This is a genomic window from Arcticibacterium sp. (assembly GCF_055134445.1).
Genome location: NZ_JBSRVI010000143.1, coordinates 29031 through 43152, shown reverse-complemented (window position 1 = coordinate 43152; position 14122 = coordinate 29031). Strand labels below are relative to the sequence as shown.

Annotated in this window: 13 protein-coding genes; 11 read left to right on the top strand and 2 right to left on the bottom strand. The window is 37.8% G+C overall.

Annotated elements, in window-relative coordinates:
• Genes ACTBZY_RS18565 through ACTBZY_RS18545 form a run of 5 tightly spaced genes read left to right on the top strand, consistent with a single transcriptional unit; the run spans position 1 to position 5082 of the window.
• Positions 1–714: an ABC transporter ATP-binding protein gene (locus ACTBZY_RS18565; RefSeq protein ID WP_463047859.1), complete on the top strand. Its 714-nt coding sequence runs from the start codon at positions 1–3 to the stop codon at positions 712–714.
• The gene (locus ACTBZY_RS18560) at positions 711–1868 is read left to right on the top strand and encodes an ABC transporter permease (protein WP_463047858.1); all 1158 of its coding nucleotides are present in this window, start codon (positions 711–713) and stop codon (positions 1866–1868) included. The genes ACTBZY_RS18565 and ACTBZY_RS18560 overlap by 4 nt, the downstream gene beginning before the upstream one ends.
• 49 nt (positions 1869–1917) lie before the next feature.
• Complete coding sequence (locus tag ACTBZY_RS18555) at positions 1918–3075, top strand: ABC transporter permease (protein ID WP_463047857.1); 1158 nt, start codon at positions 1918–1920, stop codon at positions 3073–3075.
• Complete coding sequence (locus ACTBZY_RS18550; RefSeq protein ID WP_463047856.1) at positions 3072–4346, top strand: ABC transporter permease; 1275 nt, start codon at positions 3072–3074, stop codon at positions 4344–4346. Before ACTBZY_RS18555 ends, ACTBZY_RS18550 begins: the two co-directional genes overlap by 4 nt.
• Before the next feature lie 4 nt (positions 4347–4350).
• On the top strand, positions 4351–5082 hold the full coding sequence (locus ACTBZY_RS18545) for an outer membrane lipoprotein-sorting protein (protein ID WP_463047855.1): 732 nt from the start codon (positions 4351–4353) through the stop codon (positions 5080–5082).
• A gap of 256 nt (positions 5083–5338) precedes the next feature.
• On the opposite strand, the gene ACTBZY_RS18540 is transcribed toward ACTBZY_RS18545, so the two are convergent.
• Entirely contained in the window at positions 5339–6541 is a 1203-nt protein-coding gene (locus ACTBZY_RS18540; protein WP_463047854.1) for a site-specific integrase, read from the bottom strand.
• Between the two features lie 380 nt (positions 6542–6921).
• Positions 6922–7863, bottom strand: a complete 942-nt coding sequence (locus tag ACTBZY_RS18535; protein ID WP_463047853.1) for a nucleoside hydrolase — start codon at positions 7861–7863, stop codon at positions 6922–6924.
• 779 nt (positions 7864–8642) lie between these two features.
• Between ACTBZY_RS18535 and ACTBZY_RS18530 the strand changes: the two genes are divergently transcribed.
• From ACTBZY_RS18530 to ACTBZY_RS18505, 6 genes are all read left to right on the top strand, one after another.
• Entirely contained in the window at positions 8643–9110 is a 468-nt protein-coding gene (locus ACTBZY_RS18530; RefSeq protein ID WP_463047852.1) for a c-type cytochrome, read from the top strand.
• Positions 9111–9121: 11 nt separating this feature from the next.
• Positions 9122–9682, top strand: coding sequence for a fasciclin domain-containing protein (locus tag ACTBZY_RS18525; RefSeq protein ID WP_463047851.1), 561 nt, complete (start codon positions 9122–9124; stop codon positions 9680–9682).
• Positions 9683–9717: 35 nt separating this feature from the next.
• A complete protein-coding gene (nosZ, locus tag ACTBZY_RS18520; RefSeq protein ID WP_463047850.1) occupies positions 9718–11676 on the top strand; it encodes a Sec-dependent nitrous-oxide reductase in 1959 nt (652 codons plus the stop codon).
• 70 nt (positions 11677–11746) lie between these two features.
• On the top strand, positions 11747–12328 hold the full coding sequence (locus ACTBZY_RS18515) for a hypothetical protein (protein ID WP_463047849.1): 582 nt from the start codon (positions 11747–11749) through the stop codon (positions 12326–12328).
• Positions 12325–12747: a nitrous oxide reductase accessory protein NosL gene (locus tag ACTBZY_RS18510; protein WP_463047848.1), complete on the top strand. Its 423-nt coding sequence runs from the start codon at positions 12325–12327 to the stop codon at positions 12745–12747. The genes ACTBZY_RS18515 and ACTBZY_RS18510 overlap by 4 nt, the downstream gene beginning before the upstream one ends.
• A gap of 10 nt (positions 12748–12757) precedes the next feature.
• Positions 12758–14122 carry a nitrous oxide reductase accessory protein NosL gene (locus ACTBZY_RS18505; RefSeq protein WP_463047847.1) on the top strand — a complete coding sequence of 455 codons (1365 nt, stop codon included), beginning with the start codon at positions 12758–12760 and terminating at the stop codon, positions 14120–14122.

The window sequence follows — 14122 nt, the reverse complement described above, 5'->3', positions numbered from 1 at the left end:
ATGACAACAGAAAATATTATAAAACTAGACCATGTGGTTAAACGATACCCCGTAGGCGATGGTGAGTTTACGGCTTTAAACGACATCAATCTGGAGTTTGCCAAAGGCGAATTTGCGGGTTTAGTTGGCCCAAGTGGCTCGGGTAAAACAACATTACTAAATATCATAGGGTCATTAGACAGCCCAACCGAAGGTATAGCCAATATTATGGGGAGAAATATTTCAGAGCTCTCGCATAAGGAATCTGCATTGCTTCGCAATATTCACATTGGTTTCATTTTTCAAGTGTTTAATTTATTGCCCGTTTATACGGTTTATGAAAACGTAGAGTTTGCTTTATTGCTTCAAAAGAAAACTGCCACCGAGCGTAAAAAAGCTGTAATGGAAGCTTTGGAATGGGTTGGTTTAGAAAACATGGCAGATAAAAAGCCATCAAAACTTTCAGGAGGAGAAGGTCAAAGAGTAGCCATTGCACGTGCCATGGTGAAGAGGCCAGACATTCTTTTGGCTGATGAGCCTACGGCAAACTTGGACGCCAAAAATGCCCATGCAGTTTTGCAAACGATGAAAGACCTTAATAAGGAATTGAATACAACTTTCTTATTTTCTACCCATGATGAAAAAGTTATGGGTTATTTGGACAGAATCGTACACTTAGAAGATGGCCGTGTTGAAAATGATGAAATTGTAACTCATCTTAATACACCCGCATGAAGTTAGCATTTCAAATAGCTTATAAAAACTTAATGGGAGCGGGGTTAAGAACCTGGCTTAACGTAGCCGTGCTTTCTTTTGCTTTTGTAATGATTATCTTTTTTAATGGACTTATGGATGGCTGGAATGAAGAAGCTACCAGAGATGGTATTTCTTGGGAATTTGGCAAAGGGCATTTACTACATAAAGATTTTGATGGGTTGGACCATTTTACTTTTGAAGATGCCCATGGTGTTTTGCCAAAATATATTGCCGAGGATTTTGAGTCAATTCTCATTCAGCAAGGTTCTGTTTATCCTGATGGAAGGATGATGTCGGTTCAATTGAAAGGAATTAACACAGACCAAAAGACATTAGAAATTCCAACACAATTATTAGCGAAGAGTACGGCAGACATTCCTATTGTGATTGGAAAACGAATGGCTGAGTCAACCAAGTTACAAATAGGCGGCGAAGTACTTATGCGGTGGCGGGATGCCAATGGCACTTTTGACGCATCCACCTTAACGGTCGTGGGTATTTTTGATTCAAACGTTGCCACTATTGATAATGGTCAGGTATGGATGCCCTTAAAAAGACTTCAAGATATGACAGGACTGGAGGGTCATGTAAGTATGGGGATTGCCAAGAAAAGCGGAGATTATACCGCAATAAATGGCTGGAAATTTGAAAACCAAGAATATTTATTAAGAGACTTAGCAGAAGCTGTGGCTACCGAAAGAATAAGCTCTTCACTCTTTTATTTAATGCTGTTAGCTATTTCGTTTTTAGCACTGTTTGACACGCAAGTTCTTTCAATATTTAGAAGACAGCGGGAAATAGGCACATTCATAGCTTTAGGAATGACACGCCAAGAGGTGGTGAAGCTTTTTACTGTGGAAGGTAGCATGTATAGCCTTTTTGCTATAGTTCTAGGTAGCCTTTATGGTATTCCATTGCTCTATTGGTTATCTACAAACGGTATTCCCGTACCTGCAGGTTCACAAGATGCAGGGGTAGTCATTAGTGATATTATTTATCCAATTTATGGCTTTGGATTGATAGGATTCACCATTTTATTGATAGTGATTGCGGCAACAATTGTGAGCTATTTACCCGCCACTAAAATTGCAAAACTTAATACAGTAAACGCTCTAAAAGGAAAACTACAATAATGAAAGTTTTAAACGAAGACGAAATTATTTTTCATCAAAATTTACAATTATGAAATTAGCATTTCAAATAGCCTATAAAAACCTCATGGGGGCCGGTCTAAGAACCTGGCTAAACGTCATTGTGCTTTCTTTCGCTTTTGTGATGATTATATTCTTCAATGGCTTAATGGATGGCTGGAATCAAGAAGCTACGCGTGATGGCATAGCCTGGGAATATGGCAAAGGGCAGTTGCACCATAAAGATTATGACGTATTTGACCCTTTCACTTTAGATGATAGCCATGGCGTTTTACCTTCAAATGTTGCCGCTGATTTTGAATCCATTCTAATTCAACAAGGTTCTATTTATCCTGAAGGAAGAATGATTTCAGTTCAATTAAAAGGAATCAATACTGACCAGACCACATTAGAGCTTCCAACTAATTTATTGTCAGAAAGTACAGCAGAGGTTCCTGTATTGATAGGTAAACGTATGGCAGAAGCTGCCAACCTGAAAGAAGGCAGTGAAGTGCTCATGAGATGGCGAGACGCCAATAGCACTTTTGATGCTACAAACATAACCGTTGTAGGGATTTTTAATTCAAACGTAGGAACCATTGACAATGGTCAACTCTGGATGCCAATCAAAAAACTTCAAGCCATGACGGGTTTAGAAGGGCATGTTACCATGGGAATAGCTAAAAAAGAAGGAACATATGCTGATATTAATGGCTGGAAATTTCAAAGTCAAGAGGCTTTATTAAAAACACTTTCAGACATTATTGCTACCAAAAAAATCAGTTCTTCCATCTTTTATGTCATGCTTTTGGCCATTTCACTTTTGGCACTTTTTGATACACAAGTTCTCTCCATTTTTAGAAGACAAAAAGAAATAGGGACTTTCATTGCATTGGGTATGACCCGCCAAGAAGTTGTTGCACTTTTTACTGTAGAAGGCAGCATGTATAGTCTTTTTGCTATAGTTCTTGGAAGTCTTTATGGTATTCCATTGCTTGGTTTGTTGGCTAAATATGGAATTCCAATACCGGCCGCCTCTCAAGATGCAGGAGTGGCCATAAGTGATACGCTTTATCCTGTCTATGGTTTTGGGTTAATCGCAATCACAATTTTACTCATCATAATTGCCGCTACTATTGTTAGCTTTTTGCCAGCAACTAAAATTGCAAAGCTTAACCCAGTAAACGCTTTAAAAGGAAAACTACAATGATAAAATTTTTATTTAAAGGAATATTAAGAGATAGGAGCAGAAGCACTCTGCCTATCATAATAATCTCCTTGGGTGTGTTTTTAACCATACTATTGAGTGGTTATATCAGAGGAATGTTAGGAGACATGGTGGTTCAAAATGCCAACATGGACACAGGTCATGTCAAAGTAATGACCAGAGCTTATGCCGAGAATAAAGACCAACTTCCTAATGATTTGGGCTTATTGGATGTCACGGAATTAAAGCAAAACTTAAGTGCAGAATTTCCAGAATTAACTTGGACAAGTCGCATCAAATTTGGTGGCCTAATGGATGCTCCTGATGCCAATGGACTTACGAAAGGGCAAGGGCCAGTTTCTGGAATAGCTCTTGATTTGTTTAATACGGAAAGTGGTGAAGCGGAGCGGATGAATATTAAAAGTTCATTAGTAACAGGAACCATTCCAGACAGTCCTGGCGAGGTTATTTTAGGTAATGACTTTTCGGAAAAACTTGGATTAAAAATAGGGGATGAAATTACTTTTGTGGGCTCTACTGTCAATGGCAGCATGACTTTTCAAAACTTTGTTATTTCAGGGACCATTAAATTTGGCTCTGCAATGATGGATAGAGGTGCCATGTTAATAGACATTTCCGATGCACAACTCATGTTAGACATGACGGATGGTGCTGGTGAAATTCTAGGGTTTTTAAAATCAAACAGTTATTTCGATGAAGAGGCCACTCAAATTGCCAATGATTTTAACGCGAAATATAGTTCTGAAGATGATGAGTTTTCATCCATCATGTTCACGTTAAAACAACAAAACAATTTGGCTTCTTTGCTTGATGTCATGGATGCATTTTCAAGCATATTTATCTTTATATTCATTTTGGCCATGTCTATAGTTCTTTGGAATACAGGCTTGTTAGGTGGTTTGCGGAGGTATAATGAGTTTGGGATAAGATTAGCTCTAGGCGAATCTAAAGGGGCTATCTATAGATCACTTATGTATGAAGCCATATTAATTGGTCTTATTGGTTCCATAGTCGGAACAGTTTTGGGCGTAGCGGCCACTTATTATTGGCAAATAACAGGATTGGATATTAGCAGTATGACGAAGAACTCAGGAATGCTCATGCCAAGTATTATTAGAGCTAAAGTAACACCAGACCTTTTCTACATAGGTTTTATTCCAGGATTATTGGCTATGCTTTTTGGGAATATGTTATCGGGTATCGGAATTTATAAAAGAGAAACAGCAACATTATTTAAAGAATTAGAAGTATAAAAATATGAAAACAATTATTGCATTTTTATTGACCTTGGTTTGGGCTATTCCCACACCACCAGATGCGGCCGCCATCCTAAGAAAAGTGGACCAGAATATGTCCTCAGATTCTCAAATTACAGAATCTACCATGGTGATTTATGGTAGAAGAGGCTCCCGAGAAGTGACTTCCAAAGGCTATTCCGAAGGTAAATTCAAATCCTTCACTGAGTATTTAGCTCCTGAAAGAGAAAAAGGGACTAAGATGCTCAAGCTTGAAGACAAGCTTTGGATTTACTCTCCATCGTCTGATAGAACCATTCAGCTTTCTGGTCACATGCTTCGTCAGTCGGTGATGGGGTCAGACCTTTCTTATGAAGATATGATGGAAGACAGAAAGCTTTTGGAAATGTATAATGCCAAAGTCATGGGCGAAGAAACCATAGCTGGAAGAAAAACATGGGTACTAGAATTAAACGCCAAAGTGGATGATGTAGCATATGTAAAAAGGAAGGCTTGGATAGACCAAGAAAGATATGTGCCTTTAAAGGAGGAGTTGTATGCCAAGAGCGGTCAATTATTAAAGAAAACGACGATGAGCAAAGTTGAAAATATAAGCGGCAGATGGTATCCTAAAAGTATTAATTACAAAGACATGTTGAAAAACGGGAAAGGGACAGATTTTAATGTCATTTCTATTCAGTTTAATCCTAAAATTCCTGCTTATATTTTTAGTAAGGCATCACTGAAAAAGTAACTTTCATGTATTATTAAATGGTTAATTTTCACTAAGGCTAGCTCAATTTTGAGTTAGCTTTTTTGAGTATAAAAGCTTTGAAGTGTCTATCGAATATTTTTGGTATTTTGGCTCAACATTTTATTAATTCATATTCCGGCGAAAGTGAGCCGCCCATTAGATATTTATTTAAAGTATTAAACAAGATATATTTGTGTTGGTTATTTCGTTTCAAATAGTGTCTCATGTTAATCCTTTTTAAAAATTTGAAACAAACTCACCACCTTGCCATAGCCGCTCTTTTATCGCTCGCTCCAATTTTTATATACTTTTGAAAAGAGGCAAGGTCTTTATGACCAGTCATAGATTGGATAACGGGAATGGGAACTCCCTTGAGTATATTTATAGTAACAAAACTCCTTCGCCCGACATGTGAAACTAATAATTCATATCGCGGCATGGTAATCTCTGTTCTCTTTCCACCTTGAAAGGAAACAACTACCTCTTCATCATCTAGTCCTGCCAGTTTACCTACTTCTTTAAGATAATCATTTAGCTTTTGTTGAGAGATTTTAGGTAATTTATATTCATACTTCTCGAGTATGCATTGAGAGAATTTATTCAAAGGAATTTCTAGTTCTGTACTCGTTTTAATGGAGTTAATATAAATATTTCCATTTCTCACGTTCGCTTTCTTCAAATTCTGTACGTCAGATTCCCTTAAGCCTGTAGCACAAGCAAAGACAAATAAATCTCTGACCCTTTCCAATCTAATTTTATCTGAGAAATCATACTCCCATAACTTTATCAATTCACTCTCTCTTAAGGCAATTCGAGTGGTTGGTTTACTTTCAAGCATTTTGAATTTTGATAACATTGAAATATCAAAAAGGTCATAGTTACCACAGTATCTCAAAAAGGTTTTTAACGTTTTCAACCTTTTGTTAACGGTATCATTTTTATGCCCTTTTTCTTTCAGTAACCACTTTTTAAAGCCTTCATAAAAACTGAAATCCAAATCTTTTACAAGAATGTCTTTCCCTTTCCTGAATTCCATTACTTGGTTAAATAGCACTTTATAACCTTTTGTTGTTCCAACGCCATATTCCTGAGACTTTGAATCTAAGAAATGATGAAATAAACCAATAAAAGTAGTGGGCACTTGTTCCGATGGAATAAGTTCACAAGATATAGTCTCGAAATTAACTCGCTCCCCGTTTACCGTTTTCTGAAAAATAACATCTTTAATCTCTTGATGTCTTTTTTCAAGAACCAAATTATATTGAGTATGATCGTTACTTCCGGGGATACGCTTGATTTTCTGATTTCTCACATCCCAGTAAGCCGACTCAATGCTCAGCCCAGTTGGGTAAAGTTTAACTTTACTATTAATACAGACTTGAATATAAAGACCAAGCTTCCCTCCTCTATTCTTCCGATCTGGCCTTAGCCTTATTTTCGTCGTTGCCTTATTACTCATACTTTAATTTTTCATAAGTAAATATACAAATGGTAACAGTAGGTGTAACAGTAAAATGGATAAAAATAGAAGTTATAGCAAATAGACTAAATTTACAACTACTTGATAACTAGTGTTTTTAAGTAAAATATATACAAATAAATACCAATAAGTTCGATTCCTAGCGGGGCCACAACCTTAGACGTTAAATTCGTTTAATTCAGTTATTTATATAATTCAATTCAGCCATATCCCCACCAGGGCTATATATTGAATTTGCAACCGACTACTGCATATCGCATAAATCGAATCACAGAAATTCCTATGATTCTCTGTTTTAAACAAACTCATTACCAAGACCCGCTTATATAAATCTTTTATCGGTTATGATACTCTTAGTTTCAGGGTTCATAGATCATTAATTCATCTATAACCTCTTCAATTTTTTCATACGGATATTTATGAGCCAAGAAGAAGTGTTGCTTCCCCCCTTCTGGGATCCACTCATTGGTGCCATCTTTGAATACCTTAAACGTCCCTGGACCAAGAACATAAAAATAATCTTCAGGGGCTCTTATCGCAACAAGGACTGCCGTCTGATCAAAGGACACTTTTGGGAAACCTTTCTGACCCTTATAGGTTCTTGAATTATATTCATACGCCCAAGCGACTGGATTTTTTTTAGGATCAAGCTCTTTCAATGGCCCGCCAGTCAGTATTGGGAGTCCTATTTCAAAACCACTAAAAAGAATGGGGGTTGGCCAATCCCGATAAACAGAATACGAGGCGTCCGGAACTCTTCTTACATTAAACTCATTTCCTTCAGGAAACCTCCCAGCCATAGTCACCCAACGAAGTACCTTTTTACGAACAAGTTCTAACCCGGATAACTCTGAATATTCATCAGGATTTGTTTCTAAAAGTGCCGCCAGATTTGATGCAAATCCTACAGTAATAATGACCACACTTGCATCTGGCTGATTCGCCAGTATTTTCCTATAAAGACCAACTGCAGGTTCGTAAGCATTTTTGGATAATTCAAAATGATTAAACAACGAATCATTCCAGTTATTGGGAGAAAGAATACCCGGAGCATCGGTTACCGCTAAGCCAATCGGGATATCTGGCCGCTTAAAGTACTGATTATAAAGGTCAATTGTGGGAGCAACCAATTCATGTGAATCACTAGCCATGCAAGCTAAAATTTCACATTCTCCCCTTGCATCAAGAGCATGTAGCATGGCAATGGCTCCTACATCATCGTAATCTGGTCCCATGTCGGTGTCAAAAATCACCTTTACTGGTTGAGGCTTCTGCCCAAACACCATTAACACTTGAAACATACATAAGCAAACCAAAATACCTTTTTTCATACTATAAAATTCTAGCTCAATATTATTAATATATAGCAGGTCTAAACTAAGGGTATTTACTGTAAAAGGCTATTTAGAGGTCATTGATTTTCAAAAACCCATATTCTTCTCGAATGAGATTGCATTAAGCCATCTAAAGAATAACATCAGTACCTGCAAAAACCACTGACCTTGCTTTAGCATTTTTCATTGCTTTTGCTGATAAGAATCCACCCTCTGATAAGCTTCTTATTAGTTGAACAAAACGTAAAACGTCCAAAAAAACGAGTATTTATCAAGTAAGTAGTCGACCTTAAAAAAGAGTGCTACCCCTCTTTTTTTGTACAAAATAAAAGTAGCACCTGAACTATTACTCTAATTGGGAAAAGGCTCTAACAAAAGAAACAGCATTTCGCCAGAATATCTTAGGCTATTCTTTTCCTTGAAATTATGACGACAATCAGATGAAAACATGACACTTAAGTACTGGACAATATTGTCCAGATTCTGCTTCTAAGTAACTTTGTAGTGTTCATTTAAAATAAGTTTTGTGATGGGTAACAAATATATCGATGCGATACTTCCAGCTAGTTGGCTACAGGAACTAGACCTTTCCGAAATCTATAGCATTAGACATGAAATTTTAGCTCTGTCCGCCTCTAGCACCTTTAATCATATTGGAGGTCGCTTACCAAATGCCAACCATTTTAAGAAACTTATATCTCGAATTTACAAAACAGTAATAGTGTATTAATAAAATAATTAAACCAATGAAAAACACCTCTATTTTAACCTTTATGTTATTCTTAAGCCTGTTAATTGCAAGCTGCGGAAGTAGCGAATCTAAAACAGAAAATGAAAACGAAGTAGCGGTCGCTACCGCTGAAGTGGATGCTGCTCCCACTGCGAAAAACAAAGGTGTTGGCCCTATTACCTCGGTGACACTTGCGGCAGAAATAGACACAGAACTAGCCAAAAAAGGGGAAGAAATATTCAAAGCAAAGTGTACCGCATGCCACAGGTTAGATAAAAAGTTTATAGGACCTTCTCCTATGGGTGTCTTGGAAAGAAGAACTCCAGAGTGGATTATGAATATGATATTAAATCCAGAAGTCATGGTGGTAGAAGACCCAGATGCCAAAGCCCTCATGATTGAATTTAACGGTGCTCCAATGGCCAATCAAAACCTGACTAAAGATGAGGCGAGAGCGGTCCTAGAATATTTCAGAACCATATAAATAAGATGAAAATGAAACACTTAAACCTAGTTATTATACTTGCTTTTTCATACACCATAATGTCGTGTACAAGTAGCTCTACAGAGTCCAGTTTATCTGACGATTCACAAAACTTGGAACGAACAGGTCAGGCGTTTATCGAAGATGAAAATTCAACCCCAAATTGCTTACAGATTGCCATTGGCTCTCCTGATCACACCACTCTGGTTGCTGCTGTTCAAGCAGCTCAGGTAGAAAACGCTCTTGTTAATGTGGGGCCATTGACTGTTTTCGCCCCTACAAATGCGGCATTTGACGCTTTACCTGAAGGCACCGTTGAAAGCTTATTAAAACCAGAAAATAAAGCCGCTTTAGCTAACATCCTGAAATATCACGTAACCCCAGGAAACTTAAAAGCAGACTTCTTGACGAAGTTCAAAAAGCTTGGTCAAGCCAATAATCAAAACGTGGAAATAACAGTAGTAGATGGCAAAGCCAAAATTGGCGGTGCAAATATCATTGCAAGCGTACCTGCTGGTAACGGGATAGTTCATGTTATAGATGCGGTACTTCTTCCACCTACCATAGAATAGTTTTAAATCTTAATAAACAGATGATGTATAAAATCATGAAAAATATTTTCAAAAAATCACTTTTGCTTCTGTTGCCTCTAGGCATCTTAACGGCCTGTAGCTCGAAGAACAGCAAGTCAAACTCTGCCTTAGCAGAAGGAGCAGCAGAAAAAGTTTACGTAAAACCAGGTGACCACGATGAGTTTTATGCGTTCGTTTCTGGTGGCTTCAGTGGACAGTTGGCTGTTTATGGTCTGCCATCTGGAAGGTTATTTAAAGTAATCCCTGTTTTTTCTCAAGATCCAGAAAAAGCTTATGGTTATAACGAAGAAACCAAACCAATGCTTAACACGTCACATGGTTTTATACCTTGGGATGATGCTCACCACCCAGACATTTCACAAACAGCGGGTGAATTAGACGGCAGGTTTCTCTTTATTAATGGTAATAATACACCAAGAATTGCAAAAATTGACCTTACTACTTTTGAGACTACCGAAATAATTGAAATCCCAAATAGTGCTGGTAATCACTCTTCTTCTTTTGTGACAGAAAACACGGAGTATGTAGTGGCAGGAACGCGTTTCTCGGTACCTGTTCCACAAAGAGATATGCCAATCAAAGACTATAAAGGAAACTTTAAAGGTGCGTTATCTTTCATTTCTGTAGACCCTAAAGATGGTACTATGGATATTAAATTCCAGATTATAATGCCTGGTTTTAACTATGATTTATCTCACCCTGGTCGTGGAGATTCGCATGGTTGGTTTTTCTTTACTACCTATAATACAGAAGAAGCAAACTCACTTTTAGAAGTAAACGCTTCCCAAAACGACAAAGACTTTATTGCAGCCATTAACTGGAAGAAAGTAGAAGCGTATGTTAATGGTGGTGGAGGTAAAAAAATGCCTACAAACTATGCTCATAATGTATATAGCGATGAAACTCACTCGGCTACTTCTACTATGAAAAAAGAGGTATTGGTGGTAGATCCTAGAGAAATTCCTGGTGCTATTTATTTGTTGCCTACACCTAAATCTCCACATGGCTGCGATGTTGACCCTAGCGGAGAGTTTATCGTTGGTAGTGGTAAATTATCATCCAACCTTACCATTCATTCATTTAGTAAAATGATAAAAGCGATTAACGCCAAAAACTTTGATGGTGATGCGTATGGTATTCCAATTTTGAATTTTGAAGCCATAAATGCTGGTACTGTACAACAAGCCGGTCTAGGTCCATTGCATACAGAATTTGATGGCAAAGGAAATGCTTATACTACTTTCTTTATCTCTTCTGAAGTGGTAAAATGGAAACTAGGTACTTGGGAGGTCATTGACAGAAAACCAACTTATTACTCTGTGGGTCACTTAATGATACCAGGTGGTAACTCTAGAAAACCATTCGGTAAATATGTATTGGCCATGAACAAAATCACTAAAGACAGATACTTACCAACAGGTCCTGAGGTAACTCAATCAGCCCAGTTGTATGATATAAGTGGTGATAAAATGGAGCTATTATTAGACTTCCCCACTATTGGTGAACCGCACTATGCTGCAGGTATTCCTGCAAGCTTAATTGCTCCGAAATCTAAGAAATTTTACGCCTTAGCAGATAATAAGCACCCATATGCGGTCAAAAGCGAAGCCGATACTAAAGTAGTAAGAAAAGGCAGAGAAGTGCATGTCTATATGACCATGATTAGAAGTCACTTTGCTCCTGATAATATTGAAGGCGTTAAAGTAGGTGATAAGGTATACTTCCATGTAACCAACCTAGAGCAAGATTACGATGTACCTCATGGTGTAGCTATGATTGGTGCTAATACTTCTGAACTCCTAATTATGCCTGGTCAAACAGAGACCTTTACTTGGGAACCAAAACAAGTGGGTGTATGGCCATTCTACTGTACAGACTTCTGTTCTGCACTTCATCAAGAAATGCAGGGCTATGTTAGAGTGTCTCAAAACAACTCTATTTTACCATTGTCTTGGTCACTCGGTGAAGACTAGAAATATGTAACTCTATTGGAGGGGAGTATTTATTTATTTCCCTCCATATTTTGAATAAAAGAACAAATAAATGAAAAAGTCAAAGATTTTGATGTTAGTAGGTGTACTACTACTTGGTGGTCTTTTTGTGCTACCACTTTGGAATATTTCCTTAGAAGCTCCACAATATCCAGAGGCCATCGGTATGAATATTCATATCAACAAAATAGCCGACATGAATCCAAGTGACATCAAGAATATCAATATCATGAACCATTATGTGGGTATGAAAGATATTCCAGAGGTATTGCCCGAATTTAAAATTTTCCCTTACGTAATCATAGCAATGATGGTGCTAGGGCTAATTATTGCCTTCAAACTTAATTACAAATGGTATTTGGCTTGGTTTATCATAATGTGTTTGCTAGGTACAGCCGGCATGTACGATTTCTACCTTTGGGAATACGACTACGGCCATACACTTAGAGAAAACGCGGCCATTAAATTTCAGAATCCAGATGGGACTCCGCTAGCCTACCAACCTCCATTACTAGGAACCAAAACTATTCTAAATTTTGTGGCATATTCCTACCCCCGATCTGGAGCATATATGTTATTCACAGGAATGCTTCTTTCGTTCATCGCATTTTTTGTAGGTAAAAAAGAGTCATGAGAAATCTAGTAACCATTATGATTGCAATTTTTCTTTGGTCTTGTGCCATAGAACCTAAAGAGATCTACTACGGCAAGGATGCTTGTCACTCCTGCAAGATGAACATAATAGATCAGCGGCATGCGGCTGAAGTAGTGAGCAAAAAAGGAAAAGTATATAAATACGATTCTATAGAATGCATGATTCGTGACAACAAAGAAAAAAAACCAGAAGATATAGCGATGTATTTGGTCATGGACTTTAATGAACCCAACACTTTCCTAACAGCAACAAAAGCCACATTTATAATAAGTAAAAACTTACCCAGCCCGATGGGTGGCTTTCTGTCTGCTTTGAGTTCTGATGCAGAAGCAGAAAAGCTCCAGAATCAACATGAAGGTTCGCTCTATAATTGGGAAGATGTACAAAAACAGTTTTAATCTAATTCTCATGAAAGCGATCAAACTACTCTTCTTCTTCCTTCTATCAATTAGTGTTTTCGGCCAAAAACAGTCGGCTTGTTCTTTGTGTAAAATGGACATTTCTAACGTCAAGTTTATAGCATACGCTGAAGTAAAAAATACTAAAATATCTTTTGACGCAGCAGAATGCCTAGTCAATTATATCAAACTCAACCCAGAAGCAAAAAAACTGCAAGTAACAGACTACCAAAGCGGTAAACTGCTCGATGCTACTTATGCCTTTTATTTAAAAAGTGCTACGATTCCAAGTCCAATGGGTGCCAACATCTCAGCATACAGCACCGAAAAAGCAGCACAGTCTGTTCAAGATGGCGAAGTGATGAATTGGACTACGCTTCTTAAGCGTTTTGAGAGTTCAAAATTTGGAAGTAAATCAGCGTCTCATCACCATCATTCATCTAGACCTGACATGTACGGGCCAACTGGAATAACGGGAGACCACCTTCACCCAAAAGGCGGAAAAATGCTATCCGTTAAATACATGACCATGCCTATGGACGGTAACAGGTCTGCTAGCAAATTAATCGATAATGAAATGGTTTTTGCCAACTATATGGTAAGTCCTCGGAAAATGAATATGCAAATGTTTATGATTAGTGCTATGTATGCCGTTTCAGACAAATTGACACTAATGGCCATGCAAAACTACAGGCTTAACACCATGAACCTTACCCATAAAATGGAGATGGAAGGCATGCCTATGCTCCATACTTTTGACACTAAAGCTTCCGGTTTTGGCGACCTTAATCTGAGTGCATTAATTGGCCTTATTGCAAAAGAAAATCACTCATTTCATTTGAACACTGGAATTAGCATACCTATTGGAAGTATCTCCAAAAGAGATAAAACACCCTTAAACGAAAGTGCCAAACTCCCTTATGCTATGCAGCTAGGTTCTGGTACTTATGATGCTACTTTGGGTGGTACTTTACGAGGCTCAAGAAAGAAATCCTCATGGGGTGTTCAGCACCTGAGCACTTTCAGAATGGGTAAGAATGAGTACGACTACAACTTAGGAGCCTTACACCAAACCAACCTTTGGACAAGCTTTGCACTAACTCGTAGGCTTAGCACCTCGCTAAGAATAAATGCTACCATAAACGACCCCATAGATGGCAAAGATGGAGAACTTATGCCTATGATGGTACCTACAGCAAATGGTTCAAACTATAATCGACAAACCATAAGAGCTTTTGCTGGTGTTAACTCACTTACACTTACCAAAGGTATCTTAGCCACGGGCGAAATTGGCTTACCCATATTTCAACATAACTCGGGCATCTTTATGAACGAGACTTTCACATTAAATACCGGACTAAGATTTATTTTATAA